Source organism: Gardnerella sp. DNF01195, from assembly GCF_049244175.1.
In the GTDB taxonomy this organism is placed as follows: Bacteria; Actinomycetota; Actinomycetes; order Actinomycetales; family Bifidobacteriaceae; genus Bifidobacterium; species Bifidobacterium leopoldii.
In genome coordinates, this window is sequence record NZ_CP058383.1 from 1463723 (window position 1) to 1485483 (window position 21761).

Annotated in this window: 15 protein-coding genes and 2 tRNA genes; 10 read left to right on the forward strand and 7 right to left on the reverse strand. The window is 40.4% G+C overall.

Translation table 11 applies throughout. The annotated features are described in order from the left end of the window. Positions 1-416 precede the first annotated feature (416 nt). Together HXT43_RS05750 and ftsY are read right to left on the reverse strand one after the other, a co-directional pair. Positions 417-2198 carry an ammonium transporter gene (locus HXT43_RS05750; RefSeq protein WP_032835458.1) on the reverse strand — a complete coding sequence of 594 codons (1782 nt, stop codon included), beginning with the start codon at positions 2196-2198 and terminating at the stop codon, positions 417-419. Positions 2199-2360: 162 nt separating this feature from the next. Beyond that, on the reverse strand, positions 2361-3542 hold the full coding sequence (gene ftsY, locus HXT43_RS05755) for a signal recognition particle-docking protein FtsY (protein WP_101885826.1): 1182 nt from the start codon (positions 3540-3542) through the stop codon (positions 2361-2363). 187 nt (positions 3543-3729) lie between these two features. Here ftsY and HXT43_RS05760 point away from each other — a divergent pair, with 187 nt between their 5' ends. Further along, positions 3730-3990 carry a glutaredoxin domain-containing protein gene (locus HXT43_RS05760; RefSeq protein ID WP_004105832.1) on the forward strand — a complete coding sequence of 87 codons (261 nt, stop codon included), beginning with the start codon at positions 3730-3732 and terminating at the stop codon, positions 3988-3990. A gap of 71 nt (positions 3991-4061) precedes the next feature. After that, positions 4062-4134, forward strand: a tRNA-Lys gene (locus HXT43_RS05765). Between the two features lie 153 nt (positions 4135-4287). Here HXT43_RS05765 and HXT43_RS05770 read toward each other — a convergent pair. Continuing rightward, positions 4288-5703 (reverse strand): DUF4032 domain-containing protein, encoded by a 1416-nt coding sequence (locus HXT43_RS05770; protein ID WP_064621994.1) that lies wholly within the window; start codon positions 5701-5703, stop codon positions 4288-4290. A gap of 248 nt (positions 5704-5951) precedes the next feature. Further along, positions 5952-7079, reverse strand: a complete 1128-nt coding sequence (locus tag HXT43_RS05775) for an ABC transporter ATP-binding protein (protein ID WP_004105828.1) — start codon at positions 7077-7079, stop codon at positions 5952-5954. 240 nt (positions 7080-7319) lie between these two features. Here HXT43_RS05775 and HXT43_RS05780 point away from each other — a divergent pair, with 240 nt between their 5' ends. Then, positions 7320-8279, forward strand: coding sequence for a DsbA family protein (locus HXT43_RS05780; RefSeq protein ID WP_082915505.1), 960 nt, complete (start codon positions 7320-7322; stop codon positions 8277-8279). A 95-nt stretch (positions 8280-8374) separates the two neighbouring features. On the opposite strand, the gene HXT43_RS05785 is transcribed toward HXT43_RS05780, so the two are convergent. Together HXT43_RS05785 and HXT43_RS05790 are read right to left on the reverse strand one after the other, a co-directional pair. Further along, positions 8375-9337 carry a DsbA family protein gene (locus HXT43_RS05785; protein WP_004105824.1) on the reverse strand — a complete coding sequence of 321 codons (963 nt, stop codon included), beginning with the start codon at positions 9335-9337 and terminating at the stop codon, positions 8375-8377. A 132-nt stretch (positions 9338-9469) separates the two neighbouring features. Next, positions 9470-11308, reverse strand: a complete 1839-nt coding sequence (locus tag HXT43_RS05790; RefSeq protein WP_004119604.1) for a serine/threonine-protein kinase — start codon at positions 11306-11308, stop codon at positions 9470-9472. Between the two features lie 165 nt (positions 11309-11473). On the opposite strand from HXT43_RS05790, the gene HXT43_RS05795 reads away from it, so the two are divergent. The 4 genes from HXT43_RS05795 (at position 11474) to HXT43_RS05810 (ending at position 15166) form a co-directional block, all read left to right on the forward strand. Further along, positions 11474-11550 (forward strand) — tRNA-Thr (locus HXT43_RS05795). Positions 11551-11997: 447 nt separating this feature from the next. Then, positions 11998-13458, forward strand: a complete 1461-nt coding sequence (locus HXT43_RS05800) for a G5 domain-containing protein (RefSeq protein ID WP_410297496.1) — start codon at positions 11998-12000, stop codon at positions 13456-13458. Positions 13459-13513: 55 nt separating this feature from the next. Then, entirely contained in the window at positions 13514-14410 is an 897-nt protein-coding gene (rsmA, locus tag HXT43_RS05805; RefSeq protein ID WP_117008633.1) for a 16S rRNA (adenine(1518)-N(6)/adenine(1519)-N(6))-dimethyltransferase RsmA, read from the forward strand. A gap of 129 nt (positions 14411-14539) precedes the next feature. Beyond that, entirely contained in the window at positions 14540-15166 is a 627-nt protein-coding gene (locus HXT43_RS05810; RefSeq protein WP_004105817.1) for a LytR C-terminal domain-containing protein, read from the forward strand. A 58-nt stretch (positions 15167-15224) separates the two neighbouring features. On the opposite strand, the gene HXT43_RS05815 is transcribed toward HXT43_RS05810, so the two are convergent. Next, positions 15225-16697, reverse strand: coding sequence for a CCA tRNA nucleotidyltransferase (locus tag HXT43_RS05815; protein WP_050543380.1), 1473 nt, complete (start codon positions 16695-16697; stop codon positions 15225-15227). Positions 16698-16739: 42 nt separating this feature from the next. Between HXT43_RS05815 and HXT43_RS05820 the strand changes: the two genes are divergently transcribed. The 3 genes from HXT43_RS05820 to murJ are packed head-to-tail and all read left to right on the forward strand — an operon-like array spanning position 16740 to position 21683. Continuing rightward, a complete protein-coding gene (locus tag HXT43_RS05820; protein ID WP_064340307.1) occupies positions 16740-17516 on the forward strand; it encodes an NUDIX hydrolase in 777 nt (258 codons plus the stop codon). Continuing rightward, entirely contained in the window at positions 17467-19890 is a 2424-nt protein-coding gene (locus tag HXT43_RS05825; RefSeq protein ID WP_415707067.1) for a DUF6049 family protein, read from the forward strand. The genes HXT43_RS05820 and HXT43_RS05825 overlap by 50 nt, the downstream gene beginning before the upstream one ends. Next, positions 19887-21683 (forward strand): murein biosynthesis integral membrane protein MurJ, encoded by a 1797-nt coding sequence (gene murJ / locus HXT43_RS05830; protein WP_415707068.1) that lies wholly within the window; start codon positions 19887-19889, stop codon positions 21681-21683. Before HXT43_RS05825 ends, murJ begins: the two co-directional genes overlap by 4 nt. Positions 21684-21761 lie beyond the last annotated feature (78 nt).

A 21761-nucleotide genomic window follows, 5' to 3' on the forward strand; every position in this document is an offset into this window, starting at 1 on the left:
ATGCTTCATTCTACCGCTACTTTGTCACGCTTGTATAAAAGAAGATTGCAATTGCTAACAATTTTATGCAAAAACAATTGCAAGTGAAGTAACACAAATATGCGTAAATCGCAAATAAAAATATTATTTTAAAAAGTTATCCGCAGGATATCCACAATGTTATCCCCACTATGTGGATAAATTTGTGTGATATCCACGTAGACACGCCTAAAATGTGGATAACTTATCTTTTTTATCCACATCAAGCAATTCGTGCGTGTCATATGAATAACTTATTCATTAAAAATAACTTATTAATTAAAAACTTGATTTTAAATTAGCAAAAATAACAAAACCGCATATCTTAGATAAGACATGCGGTTTATATCAAAATAACTAGAACTTGTTGCTAAACAATAGCGCTTACGCACATGCTTCTATTCTTTAGCACTATTATTTCGTTTTCCTGTTTTCTTATTATTCTGCGCTGATTTATCTTTTTCTACAGTTTCAGACTCTTCTTCAGAAGAAGACTCTTTCTGCTCAACTTCAGATTTAGTATCATCAACCTCAGAATCGCCTTGCTCAGGATTTGCCTCAGATTGATCAACCATAAAATCAGATTGTTCAACCTCGTTTTCACCCATATCAATATCAACAGAAGTAAGAACAGCCATTTGAGTTTTATTTGCATCATCATCTGCAACAGCAACTACAGCGCCATCATGACTTTGTGCAATAGAAGAAAAATCGTAAGCACGCTCTCCTTGATCAGCTAAATCAACGCCCTTACGTTCCTTAGCTTCCGAGATTCGCCATCCAAAAAGCTTTTCAAGAACAAAAGCTAGCACTGCAGTTACAGCACCTGCATAAAGCACCGTAATCCCAATCAAGCACAGTTGTGCAACTAACTGATGCCAATCACCAACAGCGAGTAATCCAGAGCCATCAGCAAATAAGCCTACTGCAAGCACACCAATAAGCGCAGCAACACCATTCACGCTAACTACATGCAAGGCACCATCGTAGCGCACAAAAGTACGAGAGTGAGTCACTAGAGAAGTAATAACACCAGAAAGAACACCCAAAACTAAAGCCCACAATGGAGCAATAACATCCGCGGCTGCAGCACTTGCAGCTAATCCAGCCATAACACCAGACGCAGCTCCCAAAGCAGTAAAGCATCCAGAGTGTAAACGTTCAGTCACACCCCAGGCAAGCATTGAAGCAGAAGCAGTTATTGTGGAACTCACCCAAGCATAACCTGCAACTCCAGGAACGCCTGCAGAAGAACCAATCATTAACCCAAGCCAACCGAACCAAATCAAGAAAACGCCAAGCATAACGAAAGGAACATTATGCGGTTGGCGAGCAGCAACACCATTTTCAACTGCTGACTGCGTTGCAGTGGATTCTGCAGCAACTTCAGTTACTGTAGCAACTGGAGAGACAACAGTCTCACTAGCGGCATTTTTAGCATGCTCAACATCAGCCCACAATGCGCGCGATAAACGACTTTTAGGATTACGCGAATTAGTAGCTCCAGAATTAGCGTTGCCACTCGTATGCGCAACATTCTTAATATGCAAAACAAAACGCTTAAGAGGGAAGTGAGCATGTCCGCCAATGATCATAACAATCGCAAAAGCCGAAACAGCCGCAGCAATATGCAATATAGAGCCACCCGCGAAGTCATGCACTGAAATACCTAACGCCTGTGAAATAGCACCATTAGGCGAAAGCAATCCACCACCGCACACCATATGCGCTAACGGAGCGAATACTAAAGTAATCCACACAGCTACGAAAATAAGCCAAATAGCGTAACGCACTCGACCGGCTAGAGCTCCAGTAATAAGCGCTACTGCAACAACAGCACATGCTAAGCGAAAAGCTGCAGGAATGCCGCCAGATAATCCGGAATTTGCGTCCATAGACGTAAACACACCATGATCTGCCACCATCGAATCACGGAATAGCAAACCACTCAATGGATCACCTATAACACCACCAGCCATATCTTTGCCAGCAAAAGCTAACGACCATCCCCACAGCGTCCAAACCAGTGTAGTTACAGCAATAGCGCCAGCTGAAAGCATCATCATATTCACCATGGAAGTAGCGCGTTCACGGCCTCCATAGAATAGGGCAATACCCGGCGTAATAATAAACACCAACGCGCCAGCCAACAATGCCCATTGCGGATCCATTGTGGTCATTTTTCACCTCAATTATTTGAAACAGCGCAACAATAACATCATTGCAGCTTAAGTATTACTTTATATAACTATTGTACCGAGAAACTCTTATAGCCAAAACTCATAAAGACTTTAGCGGAAGATTAAAAACTACCACTCATGCAGCTACATCAATGCTCAGCATTAAGCGAGCAGACCGTCTACGAAACTTTGAGCATCAAACGGGACCAAATCATCTGGTCCTTCGCCAAGACCTACTAGCTTAACCGGCACACCAAGTTCACGCTGTACAGCTATAACAATTCCACCTTTAGCGGAACCATCAAGCTTAGTAAGGACTACGCCCGTAATGCCAATAGCTTCAGCAAATACTTTTGCTTGAGACATGCCATTTTGACCAGTAGTAGCATCCAATACCAGCAATACTTCATCAACAGGCATAGTTTTTTCTATAACCCTACGAATTTTGCCAAGCTCTTCCATTAAATTTGCTTTATTCTGCAAACGACCAGCAGTATCTACAATCAATAAATCAGTTTGTTCTTCTTTTGCCTTATTCGCAGCAATAAAAGCAACAGAAGCAGGATCAGCACCATCTTTATCTGCACGAACAACTGGCACGCTTACTGCAGACGCCCAAGTTTCAAGTTGATCAGCTGCAGCCGCACGAAAAGTATCTGCTGCAGCAAACATTACTGAACGTTTTTGGGCAATAAACAATCGCGCTAATTTACCAGCAGTAGTGGTTTTACCGGTGCCATTAACGCCGACCATCATAATAACGCTAGGATGATGCGCATCTGATTTATCTGCATTTAAGCGTCGATCAGCGTCTTCATCTACTATTTTCAATAGTTTCGTACGCAATGCTGAATGCACATCTTCTGAACTAGAAGTACCAGCAATGCGTGCATCTTTGCGTAGATCTTCTACTAATTCTTCACTAGCTCGAGAGCCAACATCGGCCATAAGAAGAGTATCTTCTACATCTTCCCAATCTTCTTCCGAAAGATGGTCCTTGCTTATGATATTAAACAATGCACGACCAAATGGATTTGCACTATGAGCCAAACGTTCGCGAAGACGTTTAATACGCGAAGAAGTACTTTCTGGCAATAATTCAGACTTTACTTCTTCATTAGGTATAACAGCTATGTTACTTTCTATCTGTTTTCCAGATTTTTTTGTTCCACGCGCTTTAGTTTTGCCTGTATCGATTGAACTATCAACGCTTTCAGGAATTACTGGTCCATGACTATTGCTGTGAATGCGCAAAATCACTGCAACTGTTACTAATAAGATGGCAATAACAACAGCCGCAGCCGCAAACCAAATTAGCATGTTCATATCCATAACCATATTCATGACATCAAGACTATGAAAGTCAAGGGACACTAGCAATACATTTCACTATTTTTTCTCATCTTTGTCACACTTCAACGTCAATATGCTTAAGTACATCTGCATCTATTACACTAATAAAAGTAGTAATAAATAGCACGAGCTATTATTACGCAAAATTTGAATTCACAAAATCATTAAGGAGGATTTTATGTCAGATCAGCCTACCGTAAATGTATACGGTGCAGATTGGTGTGGAGATTGCAAACGCGCAAAAGCTGCGCTAACCCAGTATGGTGTGGCATTCGTTTGGCACGATATTGAAACAGAAGAAGGTGCTGAAGAAAAAGCGATTGAAATTAGCAATCAAAAGCACATTCCAGTTGTTACTTTTGCGGATAATACTTTTATGGTTGAGCCATCTGCAACACAAATAAAAGCAAAACTGGAGTCACTCGGAATACTGCAATAAATATATATAACACGCATAAGTTCACACGATATTCACTTCGTCGATTGAATGTAGTATACTTGGCATTTGTTGCCCCTTTAGCTCAATTGGCAGAGCAGAGTCCTTTTAAGTCTTGGGTTGTGGGTTCGAGTCCCACAGGGGGCACTTTTTTATATCCAAATTTAGGGTAAGCGAGTAAACTGCAATAAAAAAACGGGGGAGTCGAAGCTCCCCCTACGAAAAATTCACTTAAGATCAAAAACGACAATCAATGCCATACTTGTTGAGAATTAGCTAATTACTTATATAACGCAATACTCAACTCGCCCAAACACTAGCATCTTGATCATCTTCAACTATATCGTGACCTACAGGTGTTGGAGAAGAATACGTGTATTCATCATCCACAACGCCAGAATCAGCATCTGCATTAATAGCAGCAAGAACATGCTTATCCATTTTGTACTGTGGTAATACGTTCTTAATATAGCTAGTTACAGCATCTTGCATAGCAACGTCATGGCCAACTTTTTCTGCCATAAACCAACGATGATCCAACACTTCATGGAAGAACTGAGCTGGTTCAATTTGCGAACGGAACTCAGGAGGAATCATACGAACTGTTGGCTCGAAAATTTCACGCATCCAATCAGTTGCGACGATTTCCAGCTCTTCACCTTGACGCCATGTAGAAGTGCGATACGCATCCAAATCGTTCAGAAGCCTTCGAGCCTGATTCTCTTGAACGTCCAATCCAGTAAGACGAAGAAGCTTGCGGGAAGCATAACCAGCATCCACAACGCGAGGTCGAACCAAAACCCTTCGACCATCTTCTGAAGTCTTCATCTCCAACTCATCAACATCGAAACCAAGCTCATTTAGACGATTAACACGACGTTCAATTCGCCACATCTCATCAGGACTGAACTTATCAACGTCAGTAAGCGTACTCCAAAGCGAATGATAGCGATCTACTAGACGATTGCCTATACTGATTTCATCTACTTCTGTCGGTAAAAGCTGACCGGAGCTCAAATCCATAAGCTCACCAATAATGTTGGTTCGAGCTAAATCGATATCGTATTCTCGTTGACCTTCTGTTAAACTTCCATGCAAATCACCAGTTTCTGCGTCAACTAGGAATGCAGAAAAAGCATCTGCATCTCGCAAAAACAGCACGTTGGAAAGCGATACATCGCCCCAATAGAAGCCAGAAAGATGCAAGCGCACCATAAGAACAGCAAGCGCATCGATAAGGCGCTCTGCAGTATCCGGACGCAACGTACGAGCAAATAATGCACGATATGGTAGTGAGAACTTTAAATGTTTCGTAACTAACATTGCCTCAAGCTTTTCACCATTAGCGTCATGGCGTCCTGCAACAACAGCTATAGGAGTAACTGTAGGCAACTCAAGTTTACGAAGCCTACGCAAAAGCTCATACTCACGTTCTGCAACTTGACGAGTAATTTCCTTCATTGCATACACTTCATCGCCAACGTGAACAAATCGCACAACGTGACGAGAAATACCACGCGGCAAATTCACGAATAAATCAGCAGGCCATTGAGAAAGTGGTAATTCCCAAGGCAGTGTAAACATTTTTGGATCTGAACTAGCCGCAGTAATCTTCAGTGCCTGCGGCTCTTGAGACGACGCATTCTCGTCCTGTGCAGATACCGAAGTTGCTTGCACAGCACGCGGGTCTAATTGAGGAGCGTCATTCCATTCCATAAAGTTTATTTACCAATCAAGCTCATGCCAACGATATCACTGCATTCCAGATAAACACAGCTCAACCACCGACGAATTATTGATAACAACTATATATAATAAGCGATGCATTGTAATGATGTATTATTGCACACTTATTATGCTGCTTTTTTGTGCCAAAAACGGGGTTCGCGTCATACTGCGAACCCCGCTATACCTTATACCGAAAGTTTGCTTACTAGCTCATATAAGCAGGCAAACCAACACTTTTAGTTCAAACGCAACTCCGTAGAAGGTGCGAACAGATGCATCTTAGATGGATCAATCTTGATCTTCACGGTGTCGCCAACCTTTGGAAGAGCACGTGGGTTCACGCGAATAGTAGTGAGCTTGTTTTGATCAGACATCATCGTAGATGCTTCCTCAGGAGAACCATCGGTGATGATATTGCCGTAGATATAGCCATCGGAACCGAGATCTTCCACGTTCATTACCTTCAAGGAGAACGCATTTGGATCATCGGATGTTGCCAAGCTTGCATCTTCTGGACGGAAGCCAACAATAATCTGTCCGTTATCTTCTGCAGTGAGCTTGTCAACAGCCTCAGCTGGAAGAACTATAGAATCCTCACCGATCTGAGCTCGACCGTTTACAACTGGGTGCTGATTGATATTCATGGATGGCGAGCCAATGAAGCCTGCAACGAATACATTTGCAGGGCGGTCATAAAGCTCAGTAGGAGCTCCAACCTGCTGCAATACGCCAAGCTTAATCACTGCAATGCGATCGCCCATGGTCAAAGCTTCAGTCTGATCGTGGGTAACGTACAGAGTAGTAACACCAAGCTGACGCTGCAAAGCAGCAATCTGAGTACGAGTCTGAACGCGGAGCTTAGCATCAAGGTTGGAAAGAGGCTCATCCATGAGGAAGACTTTTGGTTCACGAACAATTGCGCGACCCATAGCAACACGCTGACGCTGACCACCAGACAAAGCCTTCGGCTTACGATCCAAATACTCTGTCAAATCCAACACTTCTGCAGCTTTTTCAACACGCTTGCGAATTTCTTCCTTAGGAACACCAGCAATCTTCAAAGCAAAGCCCATGTTATCAGCAACTGTCATGTGTGGATACAGTGCATAATTCTGGAAGACCATTGCAATATCGCGATCCTTTGGCTGCATTGTAGTAACATCTTGACCGCCGATGAGGATACGTCCTTTGTTAACCTCTTCAAGACCTGCCAACATACGCAAAGTAGTTGACTTACCGCAACCAGATGGACCAACGAGTACGAGGAACTCACCATCTTTAATAGTCATGTTCAAGTCATCAACCGAAGGCTTATCGTTGCCCGGGTATATACGAGTCACATGATCAAATACAACTTCTGCCATGATATGTCCTTTCATCGGCAGGTACGTGCCGAACGATCCGTAGTGAAGGGTGTGCACTCATGACCCCAATTCCTACATCGGCGGGTATCAATCGTCCACAGTTTACTTACCTGGTCCATTGAAGGTTCTCTTCGTTGAGCCATGCCTTAATATATCATGTTTATCTTAGAAAAACAGCAAAAAATCAGTATTTTGCATAAACTCGGCGTGTCGAGTAAGACGCACAAAAGGAGAATAACTATGGATCAACAACAAGAAACAACAAATGATGAAATGCAAAAATCAAATACCCCTTATAGTAAAAGCTTAATTGGCATCGTAATAGCACTAGTTATTCTTGCATTCGCTGCAGGAGCTGGGTTTATGACTTATTACAATTCAATCAATAAACCACAAGTAAAAATTGAAAATCCAACAACCAATAAGCCAGATACACAAATTGAGGATACAGCAAACTCCCAAATAGCCAAAGAGATTAAAAAACTGCCTTCTTCTGACATCCCACCGGCATCTAATTTACAAGGCGGAATTCTTCTTAGCAAGGATGGGTACGGCAAGCAAGCTGCTGGTGCTCCTACAGTTGCTACTTATTTTGATCCTTTGTGCCCTGGCTGTGGAAACTTTAATCGTACTGTTGATGAAACTTTAATTAAAATGGTTGAAGCAGGTCAAATTAACCTAGAACTTCACCCTATGTCATTCTTAAATCGTTTTAGCTCAGATCAATATTCTTATCGCGTCTCAAGCGGTATTGCTTATATCGCCTCATATGATAACGATCCAAAGCATTTGCTTCAGTTTATCAATAGCATCTTTAGTGAAAGATTCCAGCCGGAAGAAGGCGATGGATACCAAGCAACACCGAATAAAGCTCTTATTGATTTAGCTGAAGATGCTGGAGTTGCAAATAAGATTGCGAATGAAGCCTTTAACCTACACTATGTTAAGTGGCAAGAAGTTATTAATGAGAATACTCCAGAAGAAAAAGCTTTATGGAATGTTTCTGGCTCTAATAAAGGCGCTATGACAACTCCAACAGTAACAATTAATGGTAAGCTAGTAGATCTCAATGCAGCTTCTGAAAAGCAGATGGATCCTTTGGAAGCTATATTAAAGTCTTTGGGAATCGATAAAGAACATGTTGGCAAATCTGGCCATATGCCAAAAGTTACATATAAGAGCAAGCCGCTTGATTTATAAATAAAATTAAGTAATTTCTATACTAAAACGGACGTTAAGAATACACTCAACGTCCGTTTTTATTTAATAATTTATATTTCTATAATTTAGCTTATTTACAATGCAATAGGGGAACTAGTGTCAGACACTTTAGGCATCTGACCTGCAACTCCAACTTGCTTTTTATCCAAGCCAATGCAATGAAGCAGAGCATCAAGCACCTTCATTTTTTTCTCATTAATGGCATTCATATCAAGCAATTTATCGTTAATAGTTACTGTTGGAGTTGTCATAGATCCTTTATTTGAACCGCTGACATTCCACAATTCCTTACGATCAGGAGTGTATTTATTAACTAGCAGCTGCCACTTCAAATATTGGCGGTTAAAAGCTTTACTTGCAATTTCGTTTGGAATTCCAGATTTCTTAGCCAGTTTAATCAATTCTTTATTGCTTACAGGCTTATATCCCTCGCCTTCTTCCGGCTGGAATTTTTCGTTAAAAATACCATTGATAAACTGAAGCAAATGCTTTGGATCGTTATCATATGAAGCGATATAAGCAATAGCACTAGAAACACGAGTCGAGTAATGGTCAGTAGAAAGTCCATCCAAGAATGACATTGGGTGAAGTTCTAGGTTAATTTGACCTGCTTCAACCATTTTAATTAAAGTTTCATCAACAGTACGATTAAAGTTTCCACAGCCAGGGCACAAAGGATCAAAATAAGTAGCAACTGTAGGAGCACCAGCAGCTTGCTTACCGTACCCATCCTTGCTAAGAAGAATTCCATTCTTAGAATTAACACCGCTTGGACGAATACTTGGATCAATATTATCCAAATTATGATTAGATTTTGCAGATTGCTCTACTTTTTTCTGAGGCTGAACGTAAGCTGCCTGATACGCAGTAATGCCTACAGCAGCCAACATAGCCGCAACAATAATTACTACAATAACGCCGATAATTGCTTGCTGACGACGCTCACGCGCGGCACGTTCGCGATTTTCTATGGTTCTTTGTAGGCGAGTAGCAGATGAATCTCCCTGCTTATTATCACGCATCTGAATTTTAGGCATTGTTATCCTTCAACCCTTTATTTCGCATGCTAAGACTAGTTCCTAGCAGCATTCTTGCTAATGAAATAATAACCTCACCACAGTTTAGTAGATGGCATCAACGGAAAATACACATTACGTATCGTACTATTTTTATTTTTCAAATGATTTTCCAGAATAAAATAACGCACCTAATCCTAAACGGAATTTTGTAGTCCATTTAACTACAGCAAAAACAACCCATGCAACAATAAATCCTAGAGTATATCCAAATGCAGTATTTGAAAAAATATTAGGTGAGTAAGCTGGCAAAAGAATACGCAAGGATCCAACATCTATAGAAAGTAATTCAGGATTATCACCACAGAGAAATGGATATATAACAGCTCCAATACCTCCAGAAATCACAATAGCTATAACTCGTGGAAGCATGTAGACGAATCCTCGAATAATATGCCATGGCAAAGTTGCAATACGCACTACAGAATCATGACGAGGAATTATTCCATCGTTAAGTTGCCATCTTCGCAAGCTTGATGAAATACTGTAGCCGGATGTTGCACTAATCCACATAAAAACCATCGCAAAACCAATAGAATCGAGAATGCTTAAGCAAGCAATGGCTAAATGAAGAATTATACAAATCAGCAGTATCCATGTTCCTTTACGCACATAATCATGTTGATTAAGAGTATGATCAACAGAAGGCACTTCATCACTTTTAACATGAAGGGAATCGCCTGCTTCATTTTCAATATTGTCATTATCAAAAACGTTATTAGAAGCATGAATAAGTTTTGAAGATTGTGCAATACGTGAATTGTTTGAATTGTCGTTCTGTATATGCTGTAAATCGACATCGTTTAACGCATTAATTCGTGTTTTTTCATCTACACAAAATGTTTTATCGTCTTCACTATCTAATGAATGCGGCATAACAGTAGTAGAACGAACAGTTACGGTTGGCGTTTCTCCATCAGAGTTAAGATTTGTTATGCCAGCTGTACCAGCTGCATCGCAGGTACGAGAATTTGTTAGTATAGCAGTTTTTTCTTTTGTTTCACGACTCGTTTCACGCCACATTTTACGCATAGTTATGTTAGTGGCATTACGGTCAAAAGGGCGGTTCACCTCCGGCCAGGCTAAAGGATCCATAGCATCTTGACTAATTGCATTTTCTAAATCAGATAGCATGCAACGCTGTTCTCGAATCGGATTCAACGCCTTACGAAAAGCAGCCATTGTTCTAGGAGGCAACCCAGTTAAATCTGCATTGCCTGAGGCAGCACGCTCCAAAACCGCCATCATAGGCTTTGTGCCAAAAACAGGCTTACCGGTAGCCGCAAATGCAAGCACAGCAGCAACAGACCACCAATCTGTAAGTTCATCTGAATCTCCGCCTTCAATAATTTCTGGAGCAATAAAACCAGGAGTGCCCATCACTAATCCCGTGCGAGTAACATGGCTTTCACCTTCACCCATCGCAATACCAAAATCTACTAATACTGGTCCAGTAGCAGAAATCATTACATTAGTTGGTTTAATATCGCGATGAACAATACCGGCTTCATGAACTGCCTTAACAGCTTCAATAAGCTTATGCGCAAGACGCTCTAAATCATCTGCAATATAGGGCCCATTCTCATCCACGTCTTCGCGCAAATTATGTCCTTCAATCAATTCTGTCACAATAAAAGCGATTGAAGCATCTAATTCCATATCCACTATCGCGCAAACACCTGGATGATGAATCCTCTGCAAAGCCAAAGCTTCACGTTTTAAACGCATTCGAGCACGTTCCTGCTCAGAATCCTCATCTTCACTCTGTTTTGTACGAACAGAAGCACGTAATATTTTCATAGCATATTGATTGCCGCCATCGTCATTAACGCGCCAAACTGACCCCATTGCGCCGCCGCCAAGCCTAGAAATAAGCGTGTATCCACCTACATTATTCCCTGGCTGCAAATCGAACATGCTTGTATCTTCCATACTGCATTATGTTAATGCCTTATATTGCCAAATACACAAATATAAACAACAAAAAACACGCCGTTTCTATATTCAACATCGCCGTAATTTTGTAATGACGTGGCATATGGTACACTAATCAATTGTTCTACTTAGCATGATTTGTTATGCTAACGAGAAAACATCGCCTCCTTAGCTCAGATGGCCAGAGCGGCCGCCTTGTAAGCGGCAGGTCGCCGGTTCGATCCCGGCAGGAGGCTCCATTTTTATTCCACTCGTTTCGTGAGTATTTCTTATTTTTTGTTCACATATTCCAGAACTATAGTTTTGTTATCTTTCGTATCACATATAATGACGTGAAATGATTAAAGCAGAGGGGATAGTGGCTAATTAACTATTCAAAAATAGAAAAGATTTCTATTTTTCATATACAGTGCCAATTATGGCGTATTATGAAAATAACAAATCTATATCTGCGCACATGATCATCTTTATAACAAAACTTTTCGCGAGTAAGAACTCGGGAACCTTCCCCCAACTCAGGGTTTCCGAGGTGAGAGTGGAGCGTCCCCCAACCAGCTCCACCTCATAGGGGGCGGGAATATCCCCTTCTCTCCCGCCCCCACTTTTATTTTGTTTTGCATTCGATTTTGAATGCCAAACTGAAGGTATAATAGAAAAGTTAGCATTATTGCGAAGGGAGTGATTGTATGGCACGTCGATGGACGCCTAGACGATTAATAGTGATGCGTCGTACAAGAATAATCGCCTGCGTTTTATCTATATCACTCACAGCAACAAGCTTGTTTATATTTACAGCTAAAAAATCTGTTGCAATGATCGTAAATGGAAAAACGCGTATTGTAAGCACTTATTCAACAAATCCAATACGTTTATTGGAAGAACAACACGTGCCAGTAAAAACTCACGATCAAATTATTTCTTCTTCTGGAGATATTCTCACAAATCATTCTACTGTAACAGTTCGCAGTGCTTATCAAACTTCTATCACTGTAGATGGAGTAACTATACCGTTCTGGACTGTTGCAACTAGTGTCGATCAATTAATCGGCTTTTTTAAAGCTAATGCTAAGAACGCTTCACGAATTACAGTAAATTTGCAAAATATTTACGATAAACTAACTTGCGGCTTATCGATTAATAAAAAAGGTCCAATTAGCGTTATCGCTGACGGGAAAACACGCGTTGTGCAAAATGGAGACTTACCTGCGAGCGCAATTCTTGATTCTCAAGGTATAGTGCTCGGCAAGGAAGATCGCGTAAGCGTAGAAGAAGATGATGGAAATACTGTTTTACGTGTTTCTCGAGTTACTCATGGCAAAGAAACTCGTACGGTTTCATTACCTTTTGCCACACAAACTGTAGTAGATCCTAAACTTCCAGCAAATTCTCGCGTTGTACAACAAGTTGGCGTGAATGGTGAGCGGGAAGATGTTTATAACGTTACATACGTAGATGGCAAAGCAGAAAGCGCAACTCTAGTTTCGCAAAATTTGGTAAAGCCTGCAGTTAATCAAGTTATTGCTGTAGGTAAGGCTGCTCCCGCACCAATTCACAAAAATAATACAAATACACAAAAGTCAAAACAATCCAAACAACAAACAAACTCTCAACACAAAAAGCAGAATACTGAGCAGCCTGCAAAACAGGAGAAGAAAAACAGCCAACAGCAAACTCAACAAAATCAGAAAACGCAAAATCAGGCTCAAAGCAAAGACCAGAATGGTAACAATGGTGCGCAAACATCACAAACTCAACAACAAACCGCATCTGCTGCCCCCGCACCTGCAGCTAATCCACCTGCACCCGCTCCAAGCTCTAATCCCGATAGCCTTGTACATGCTACTCCAGAACAAGCTAAACTATTTGCTCAGGGCGCGGCTGCGCAAATGGGTTGGACCGGTAAAGAATGGGAAGATCTTTTATGGTTATGGAATAAGGAATCTGGATGGAGATGGAACGCAGAAAATCCTAGCTCACACGCTTATGGCATTCCTCAAGCTCTTCCTGGAAATAAAATGAGCAGCGCAGGAGCTAATTGGCATGAAGATGCCGCAATACAAATTAGCTGGGGTCTAAGTTACATTAAGGGCAAATATAAAACACCTAGTGGAGCAGTAAAGCATTCGCGCGAAATTGGCTGGTATTAAAAGGCAGCAGCGTGTTTTAACGCACTTTGGTGCAACAGATTAATTGTTACGAAATTTGGATGGTAAAACTTTGACAGAAATCAGCATTGAAAATGAAGGTCAGCTTTTAGGTGCAGCAGATATTAGACGTATTGCTGCCGAGGAAGGCATTACTCCTACCAAAAAGTTTGGTCAAAATTTCGTTATTGATCCTGGTACAGTGCGAAAAATAGTAGCGGCAGCTGGAGTTAAATCTGGCGATATCGTTATGGAGGTAGGGCCTGGTCTTGGTTCTCTTACTCTTGCAATATTGCAAACAGGAGCACAGCTTACTGCAGTAGAAATAGACCCTCCGCTAGCTCGACGATTGCCGCATACTGTAGAAGAATTTATGCCTCAATCCATGCAAAAGTTTAATGTCATTCTAAAAGATGCTTTAACAGTAAATGCCGATGATGTTCCACAAATTGCACAGGCTAAAAAATTTACTCTTGTTGCAAACCTGCCATACAATGTTGCGACGCCTATTATTCTTACTTTGCTAGAAAAATTTAGCAACTTACAGAATTTTCTAGTTATGGTTCAAAAAGAGGTAGCAGATCGTTTATGCGCACAACCTGGGAATAAAGTATATGGCACACCAAGTGTTAAGTTGGCGTGGTACGGCAAAGCCCAACGCGCAGGGCTTATCGGTCGTAATGTGTTTTGGCCAGCACCAAACGTTGATTCAGCATTAGTTTCTTTTACTCGCGATTGCACAAGCAAAGGTGACAACAATGAGCGTGAGGGAGTATTCGCTTTCATTGATGCAGCCTTCCAGCAACGACGTAAGACATTGCACGCAGCTCTTAAAAATCAAGTTCCAGAAGAAGCATATAAAAATTCTGGAATTGACCCAACTAGACGCGGCGAGACGCTTACTTGCGATGAATTTATTGCTTTGTATCGCGCATGCAAAGATTGTCAATTATAAATAAAACGCATATTTATTCGTTGAATAAATATGCAAAATAAAATATTACGCAATGAAATATTACGTATATTCTGCAGCTTGTGTAAACTTGCTGCTAACAAAGTTACAAACCACAGATCGGAAGTGAACATGACGCAAGAATACGACGAACGTATTGCTCGTAAAGCTTTCATGTATCAAAGAAAAAGATCTGTACTCACCACAGTGGGCGTAGGCCTAGGCGTCACCTTTATATTTGCTTTACTTGTGCAATTCCACGCTTTTGGTATAAATTCTGTGCGTGCTCCAAAAGATAACCCAAATTATGGTGTTCCAGCTCCATGCGCAATAATAGGAAAAGAAGGAGCCAAAGCCCCTTACGTAGATAATAGAGCTGTAGCAATCAGAGTTCTAAACGGCACAAAGTTCCGCGGTTTTGCTCGCGCTGTTGGCGAAGCTTTAAACGCTCGTGGATTTAACTTAACAGAGGTTAACAATAACAAATCAAGTAATATTAAACGAACAATCATTTACTTTGGAAAAAACGCTATTAATGAAGCTTATACAGTAAACGCTAATTTTACCGATGCAATTATGCGAATGGATGATAGAAAAGATAAGCTCGTCGATATTGTGCTTGGCTCTACTTTTAATAATCTTCGCCCTAAAGTAGATGTTCCAGCAGCAGGCGCAGCAATACATGAAGTGCAAGGATGTATAAGAGCTGACCTTATGAAAAACATTCCTAAGGCAGATCAGCATAAGGAAGTTAGATAAAAAAGAGTAGCAGTATAAAATATTTTACTGCTACTCTTTTATTTAAGTGAAGAAACTTTTACTTTTTGTACGTTTCCTCATACCATCGCTGTAATTCTTCTACAGCAATATCATGGTCTACCGGACCATTATCGAGACGGTAATCAAGCATATGCTTATAAGCCTCACCAACTATTGGACCTGGTTGCAAATGCAATAATTGCATTATTTCATTACCGTCTACATCAGGTCTAATAGCGTTAAAATCTTCCTGCTTTTTAAGCTCTTTTACGCGCTCTTCCATCTCGTCCATCGCATGCTCAAACATTAACGATTTGCGACGATTCTGAGTGGTTGCATCTGCTCTAGTAAGTCGATTCAACCGCTCATACAGATGTCCTGAATCTTTTACGTAACGACGAACTGCAGAATCAGTCCACGGTTCATCAACATACCCATGAAAACGCAAATGCAAATTCACTAATTCAGTAACATCGTCGATAAGATGATGATCAAAATGCAGTGCTTTCAAACGTTTACGAGTCATTTTTGCGCCAACAACATCATGGTGGTGGAAACTAACTTTCCCTCCATCTTCAAATTTTCGAGTTTTTGGCTTCCCAATGTCATGCAATAAAGCAGCTAGACGCAATGTTAAATCTGGAGACGGCACTGGACCTTCTTGATCTGTTTCCAAAGCTATAGCGCGCTCAAGAACCATCATTGTGTGTTCAAAAACGTCCTTATGACGATGATGCTCGTCAATTTCAAGCTGTAAAGCTGGAATCTCCGGAAGAACACGCTGAGCTATACCAGATTCAACAAGAGCTTCTAATCCTTTACGAGGTCTGTCCGAAAGTAACATTTTAGTAATTTCGTCGCGAATTCTTTCAGCAGAAACAATATCTAACCTATCTGCCATGTCTACAATCGCTTCAGCAGTATTTGCTTCGATACTAAACCCAAGTTGCGCAACAAAACGAACTGCACGCATCATACGCAAAGGATCGTCATCAAAAGATTGACGAGGATCAACCGGGGTTCGCAACACGCCTTTAGCTAAATCACTGGCACCGCCAAAAGGATCCACAAACTCTAAATCTGGCACGCGCAACGCCATTGCGTTGACAGTAAAATCACGCCTAGAAAGATCACCTTCTAAAGTATCACCGTATTGCACTTCAGGTTTACGAGAATCTGGATCGTACACATCAGAACGATATGTAGTAATTTCAACTTTTACTTCTGTACCATCAGCACGCCGACGCATAGCTCCCAACGTGCCAAATTTACGACCCATATCCCAAAAACCATCATGTCCCCAACGACGCAAAATAGGTTCAAACTCTTCAGGTCGAGCTGATGTACAAAAATCAAGATCATGCGACACGCGATGCAGTAGCATATCTCTCACAGGACCACCAACTAATGCAAGTTCATAATGACGCTCAGCAAAAAGTCGCCCCAACTCTATAGCTTCAGGCCAAACTTCGAAGTTCTCAGTCACCCTTACCGACACCCTTTCAGCAAAAATCAATCTATATTCCAGCATACCGTTACCCCAATGCACAGCGGATTGAGTAATGTTGACTATATGATTACTCCTGCAGACTTACGACGTACGCTCGCCAAGCTTGCGGATAATCATGCCCAAAATCAAGCTGCTCCTGTTATTACGCCACTTGATTTAGCTAAAATGCATAGAAAAAAGTCTTGCCAGCAAGACAGTTGTGAAGAACAAAATGTTGTTGATATTCCGCTGTTTTCTAAGGATAACAGCACTGCGCAAGACTCAGAATCGCCGGAAGATAATCTTCAAAAAACATCTTCTTTCTCAGGCGTATCTCCAGCACTTATGCCACCACGTAGACAGGCAGATACTCCTACAACTTTTGCTTCTTTAGATGCGCAAGACTTGCCAATTATTCGAGAATATTCCGCAGGCGGTTTAGTATTTGACTCTCTTGGGCGTGTCGCAATTATTGCTCGTCATTCGAGAAGCGGACACCTTGAATGGTGTCTACCAAAAGGACATATAGAAAAAGGTGAAACACCTCAAGAAACAGCAGTTCGCGAAATTCATGAGGAAACGGGTATAGTTGGCGAAGTAGTAGATTCGATTGCCACAATCGACTATTGGTTTACAGGCACAACGCATAGAGTACACAAGCTAGTGCACCATTTTGCGTTACGTTATGTAAGTGGCGACTTATCTGTATTAGGAGATCCTGATCACGAAGCAGAAGATGCAATATGGGTGAATTTTAAAGAACTTAATGCAATATTAAGCTATCCAAATGAACGTAAAATTGCATGGCTTTATGCCAAAAAAGCACATAGGCGGTCTAACAGTGAAGAAACTCACGCGTAAACATCAGACCACAAATGCGTCTACTGCTCTAAAGCAGAAATCACTTTCATACGTATTTTCTTTATTACGAATTACGTTACAGACTTGCTTAATTTCTGCACGTTTTATTTTTATATTATTCGTAGTATTTGCAACGATTTTTGCTTTTCCAACAGCAAAATATGCAAGATTAGTAAATTATGCATATGCAAACACGAAAAAAGCAGATTTATCTGACAAAACTTCTACAAGGCAAAATAAAAAACAATCTACGTATGAGAATCCGCATAGCAAGGGCATTGAAATAGATATAACTCAAGCAACGCCTGTAGTAACAGATAAAAGCGGATACCACCTTACTGCAACACTAAAAGCCGTAAAAACGGCACTTCCAGAAGGCACTTTACAACTTTCTATAAATTCCAATTACACTTTTGTTTCGCGCACGGACGTGCAAAATTGGTCGCAAGAGGAATCTCTTATACCAACTCCTCAAATTTTAGATTCCGTAAAAACTCCAAGTTTAGCTTCCGGTCACACGTGCACTCTTAGCTTTAACATACCCGCAGATAAACAAGAATTACGTTCCATCCTGAATTGGGGTCCAAAACCACTAAAAATTACGTATTTCTCACAAAATTATTCAAAATACAAATCGATACATTCTTTTTTGACAAGAGCAAATATTGGCATGCACTCAGCTAGCTTACCAGCGATGAAACTTACTGCGCTTATGCCAATATTAATTCGTACACAAAACGATTTACGCAATTTTAAAACTAATAACATTCAGCCTAGCGATCATTTAGAAACGCTACTTAGAGCCGACAAAGATAGTATTCACAACATTATTGGGAAAGCTGATTTAGCAAATAAACACTCAAAATTACAAACAATCGCAGATTTAAGCACAATACAAGCATCGCATTTAACACTCAAACCAAGCGCTTATATGCAACAATCTGGTTTTGATATCAGTGCTTATGCAGATGACAATAATGACGATTTGTATAAATCGGCAGGAATTACTAAAGAAAAATGGTCTGCAAAAAATTCGCAATCGCAGAAAAATATTACTAAAGCAAATAATTCAAAACAAACCGACTCAGCTAATCATAATTTAAATAAAGCTTATGCATGGCAAACATATGGCAAGTGGACTATTCATGCACTAGAGCAAGCAAAACGTAATGGATATGAAACTGTTATTGCAACAGACGAATTTGACAATAATGCTTCACAGTTTGCTGTTAGAAATGGCATATACGATATAGATACGCCTGCAGGGAATGTGCGAGTTTTGTCACCTCAATCAGTGCTTACTCTTCTAGCAAATGGAAAGCCTACAAGCGATAACGCAACAAGCGAAAGAACTCAGGCTGGGCGCATTAATCGTTTAGTAGCACAAAGCGCGTTCTACCAAATGGAACAGCCGTATGTTGATAGGCATATTCTTATTACTTTTTCGAATAATGCATCTAATTCAAATATTGATGCTGTTATGAACGCATTAGAACAATCTCCTTGGCTGTCGTTAAGCGACTTGCAAACAATGGCAAATACGAAGCAAAATGCCTTGCCTGACTGGAAGAAAAATTCCATAATGCGTGAAATATCTCGCAACAGCTCTATAAGCGCGAATATTACTAAAACAAGACGCTCTTGCCTAAACGATTTGTCACATTCAAGGAAAGACGTTTTACGTTTTACTAAGAATATTCTCGACTATAGTGCCGCTAAGCATCCTCATAATACTGAAGGTGACGCTCAAGCACTTGCAAAGCAAACAGCCAAAACAAAAAAACTTATTAACATAAAAGACTTAGAAAAGTATCTATTACGCTTATACGACGATATTTCGTTGCATGAATTTACCAATAATACAATCGAGCAGCAAAATTCAGCCAAAACTACTGCACACAGCAAGAAAAATAACAAGTCTTGTATAAGTAAAAATACTGCTAAGACTTTTGCAAATACACTGATGAATGGCATTCGCATAATCCCACCGCATGATATTACTGCCGTAAGCGAAACAGCAAGCATGCCTATTACGATAAGCAACACATACTCTTACCCTGTGCAAGTGTATTTATCTGCAAATACTCATGCTATGGAAATTGTTACACGCCGTAAAACTTTAGTAAAAATTCCAGCTAATAGCGAAACTCAAGTAACTTTACCGTTGAGAATTACTACATCAATTCACACAAAAGCTACTTTTGTGCTTGAAGACAATCAGCATCGCGTATTTGCAAAAGAACAGAGCACACTTATTACTAGTACACTGCAAATTAGTGATAAAAGCGGTACGATTATTATAGTATTTGCTTTCATTCTTGGTCTTCTTGGCCTTTGGAGGCAATTCCACCGTAAGAAGGATCCAGACGAATGAGTTCAGTAGGTCGAAATTCTGTAATTATGGCTAGCGGAACAGCCGCATCACGCATTACAGGTCAAATACGTACTATCTTATTAGCAGCAGCCCTTGGAACAACAGGTTTGGCAGCAAACGCATATCAAGCTGGATCTATGATTCCACAGCTAATATATACGCTTGTTTCAGGTGGAATTTTCAACGCTGTATTAGTACCGCAAATTGTTCGCACTCTCGAAAAGAAAAATGCCGAGGAACGCTTAAATAAACTTATTACATTTGCAATTCTTCTGCTTCTCGCGCTAACAGTTCTTATGTCTATAGCAACGCCTGTGCTCACTATGCTATACGCCGGCGGAAGCGCCGAAATGCAAACATTAACTTGTTCATTTACTTTATGGTGCATGCCTCAAATTTTCTTTTACGGTATTTATACAGTACTTGGGCAAGTTTTGGCAGCAAAAGAGCATTTTGCCATGTACGCGTGGAGTTCAGTTGCAGCAAATATTATTAGTTGCCTAGGCTTTGGCGTTTTTATCATCATCTTTGGTAAAGCAAATAGGATGCCACTAAGTTTTTGGAATGGCAATACTCTTTTGCTCACTGCAGGATTCTGGACTATCGGCGTAGCAGCACAAGCTTTAGTGTTATTCCTACCTCTTATAAAATGCGGAATACACTACAAGCCAAGTTTTGGTATACGAGATATCGGTTTAAGATCAATGGGCCCTGTTGCTGCATGGAGCATGGGCATTGTTATTGTTACACAAATAGTTGTAATGATTACTACGCATATAACAACAAGCGTCCCATTTGTTGCTGAAAAACGTTTAGGATTAGATCAGTTTGAAGTAGCAGGTAATGCTACTTATCAAAACGCTTACACAATGTTCCTATTGCCATACTCTTTAGTTGCAGTATCTGTTGCAACAGCAATTTTCCCTAAAATTTCACGCTCTATTGCATCTCACGATTTACATAGCGCGCGCAATGACTTAAGTGAAGCACTCAGGCATGTAAGCATAATTATGTGCTTCTTTACAGTCATTTTTATTGTTATTCCAACACCTATTTCGTTAGCTTTAATACCATCAATAAGTGTTCAAGAAGCAAACCTTATGTCCGCACCTCTAATGATGCTAGCTTTTGGCTTGCCTTTAACTAGTAGCTATTTGATTATTCAACGCACATTCTTTGCTTTTGAAGACGGTAAAAGTCCTTTTATTTTCGCAGCAGCGCAACTTTTTACTGAGCTTTTCGCTTTTATCGGTTGCATTAATGTACTGTCACCTACTTATTGGGTTACAGCTTTAGGCTCATCAGTTTCAATAAGCTACTTCTTGACTTTCCCATCACTTGTTCATATGCTTCGAAATCGTTTCAACAATGACTTAGATGATCGAAATCTTATAATTACGCATATAAAAATTATTATTGCTTCAATAGTATCTATTGTTGTTGGTTTCTTAGTGAGTAAACCGCTATTGCATGTTTTAAACTTCAATTCCCCACATATGCATGGAGTATTAAGGTGGGTATACGCAATACTTATTTGCGCAATAACAACAATTATTATTGCTGTTGTTTATCTGTCAGCACTCTTACTTTTGAGGACCAGAGAATTTGTAGATTTGTCTGCTCCAATAATTAGTAAGCTTGCCCAAAAGATTCCTGCTCTTATTCCTCTTGCTAAAATTTTTGAAGAAACTGCAAAAAGTCAATCACAACGCGAACAGAAAAATCTTAGAATTCCACGTAGAATACAATCCGATGCAAAATATCATGATTCTTCTAACGGCAAAAACTTCTAAGAGCGTAGTTTCATATTGAGCTTTTCCTTAAAATATGTGATTATTTGGGAAATTATTTCAATAACAGCAAAATGCTGT